At 38.4% G+C, this 3,199-nt stretch carries 1 protein-coding gene and 1 pseudogene; one reads left to right on the plus strand and one right to left on the minus strand.

The window, feature by feature from the left end; all coding sequences use genetic code 11:
- A pseudogene (locus tag ACNI3T_RS15035) lies at window positions 1-1,335 on the minus strand (glutamate synthase subunit alpha); the annotation flags it as partial.
- A 455-nt stretch (window positions 1,336-1,790) separates the two neighbouring features.
- Here ACNI3T_RS15035 and ACNI3T_RS15040 point away from each other — a divergent pair.
- Window positions 1,791-3,199 (plus strand): hypothetical protein (locus ACNI3T_RS15040; protein WP_418228523.1); only part of this gene is annotated, 1,409 nt, incomplete at its 3' end.

A 3,199-nucleotide genomic window follows, 5' to 3' on the forward strand; every position in this document is an offset into this window, starting at 1 on the left:
GGATAAATGCAAAAGATTATCATCCAGCCATTTCTGGTAGGGGCGTCTGGAGACAATTTTCTCCTTGACTTCTTCATCTTCAATAATTCTACCCTCGATCATGTCAACCAGAAACATTCTTCCTGGTTCGAGTCTACCGTGTTTAAGAACATTTTCCGGCTTGATGTCCAGAACACCAGTTTCAGAAGACATTACCACGTAGCCGTCTTTAGTAACCGTATATCTTGAAGGTCTCAACCCATTTCTATCGAGTAAAGCACCAATATAGTTGCCATCGGTAAATGGAATAGATGCCGGGCCATCCCATGGTTCCATGATACAGGCGTTGTATTCATAGAAAGCTTTTTTACTATTTTCCATCGATGGATTTTTCTCCCAGGCTTCAGGTACCATCATCATGATAGCTTCCGGCAAGGATCTACCTGTTTGCAATAACAACTCTAGCGCCATATCCATGGAAGCTGAGTCTGATTTACCTTCCAGAATTACCGGAATGATCTTCTTAATATCATCGCCAAAATCTTCACTTTCGAAAAGCTCTTCGCGTGCCTTCATTCGGCTTAAATTACCGCGCAGCGTATTTATTTCACCATTGTGACACATATAACGAAAAGGTTGTGCCAGGTCCCAAGTAGGGAAGGTATTGGTAGAAAAGCGCTGATGTACCAGTGCAAGTTTGGTGATCACATCAGGATCATTAAGATCCTTGTAATAGATATTAATATCCTGGGGCATGAGTAGCCCTTTGTATATTATAGTATTGGTAGATAAACTTGAAAAATAGAAATAGTCACTTTGTGCCAGACCGGAATGTTCTACTTCATGTTCTGCAATTTTTCTAGCTGAGTACAATCTCTTATTAAAAGACTGCTCATCCATCTCAGATTTCTTACCTATAAAAACCTGTTCAACAGCTGGTTCTACATTAGAAGCCATTTTCCCAAGACATGTGTGATTTACAGGAACTTTACGCCAGCCTAGAATTTCCAGATCCTGATTAGCTGCATGCTTTTCAAATATAGTACGACAAAGATCAGCCTGATTCTTATTCTTCGGAAGAAATAACATTCCCACTGCATAGTCTCTAAAATCCGGAATTTCGAATTCACACACTTTTTTAAAATAGTCATGTGGAACTTCTATTAGAATTCCTGCACCATCTCCAGTTTTTCCATCGGCACTGACTGCGCCACGATGTTCCAGCCTGATTAGAATATCGATGGCTTTATGTATGATGTTATTGGTTCTTTCTCCATTTAAATTACATATAAATCCTGCTCCGCAGTTATCACGCTCATTTAGAGGAGAGTACAAGCCCTGTTCCTTTATTCCCATATCTTCATTTTCTATATAAATCTCTTAAAGTTAGTTAAAACTGATTAAAGGAATAGCCTGATGGAAATCTAAACTACAACTTTTGAGGATATGATAATTTGAAAGTTTTTAATTGAGAATTCCTGAAATATAAGGTCTTAAAATCGCTTTTTTTATTTGCGATTTGCGGTCATCTTTGACTGGGGGGTTTCCCCCAATTTTGAACAGATCTTAAAAAAATTAGCATATCCATCGGTAATATTCACTAAATTTAAGTTATTAAAATTCAGTTCTTTATCTCCTGTTGGGAGTCTCCTTTAGTTCTGAAAATCTTTTCTACACCCCTCGATATACCAGTGCAAGTATGCACTACAAACTGTTCTATACAGGTGATACTCTATTTTCTCATTTATGACTGCCCGGTCTACTTTTACTTTTCAATGCTTGTTATGGTTCTAACCATTAAATCAATCATTATGGAAAAAATTACTAGAAGGTTATTTGGCCAGCAGAAAAAGAATTTAAGATTTTACAAAATTCATTGCCTCCTTAATACTTTTATTTTATTCGGTTTATTCCTAGCGGGTAGTACTGGATTTTCTCAAACTTATAAGGATGAAATCAGGCAACTAAAAAATTTGGATTATGTATCATCTAATTTAACAGATGATCTAATATTTATCAACAGTAATTTACAGGCAAATAATTCTGCTTATTCAGAAGGTATGTCTACCCTACAAAGGATTATTTTTGAGAATTTACCTTCGGCTGTAGCCAATGAACACACGCTAAGAATTCGTATTCAAACTTTAAAAGGAGGAAAGCATGCCTATGATTTTATAACTTCCTGGGAGCAATCAATGAGCGTAGCTCAAACAATTTTACCACCTGGATTTATTTCACTCCCAGATCCAGGCAGTAATACTTTACATCCCGTTTATACATATAGTGAATACGATGATATAGCTTGTGGTCCAAATATTACCACCACCGCTGAAGCTGCTTGCGTTGCCGCAGATGATAGTGGTAACGAACAATATTTACCTGTAGTTCAGGATGAAATTCCAAATCCTAACGTGGATGGAGGATTAGACAGTTCAACCAGAGCTGCAGTTATTGAAGCATATGAAAGTGTTTATGGAGATAGAACTGTTAAGATCAAAGGAGACATGCCATTTACCGGTACTGCAGGGGAGGCAAATAGCAGAGTAACTTTTGCAGGTTTCGATGGTGAGTACATGTTTTATGATATTTCATGGGTATCAGCATCCTCTTCTATAGTAATTGAATTTGGAGCCCAAATTGCCGCAGGTTTTAGCCCTACCGGAGTTTATTCTAAGGATATTGGGTATGCAGTTCCTGCAGATGGTATTGTAGGATATGGCCCCGGGCGTGGAGCATCTGATGTATCTGGAGCTCCATATCACGTGAAATTCACATCATTTCTAACAGAATTTGTAGACGGAAAGGCTCCTACCTTGGGTAGTCAGGATAACCAATTAATGGCTGATGGAGTAAGACTTATTCCATTCTGCGACCTTAAAGGCCAACAAAATTTTTGTTTGGATGATATCAGCGGAACTACTACTTATGATAGTAATGCTACGAATCTGGAAGGTGCGAGCTACTCCTGGAGTTTTAAGACTGGTACCAATACCTCCAATGCTTCTTTCGATGGTCCTACAGATGGACCAACAGTAGATGTTAATCCTGGAGATCAATCCGGTTCTTATACTCTAGTATTTAGAGTTACCAATAATTCTGGACTTTTTGCTGAATGCGAGCTGGAGGCAGGCATAAGCGTTGCTACCATAGATGATGAAGCGATCTGTCTTAGTGTTGGAGAAACAGCCGGTAGTGTAAGTTTGAATTATTCAGGAACACC

Source organism: Christiangramia qingdaonensis, assembly GCF_048381525.1.
Taxonomy (GTDB): domain Bacteria; phylum Bacteroidota; class Bacteroidia; order Flavobacteriales; family Flavobacteriaceae; genus Christiangramia.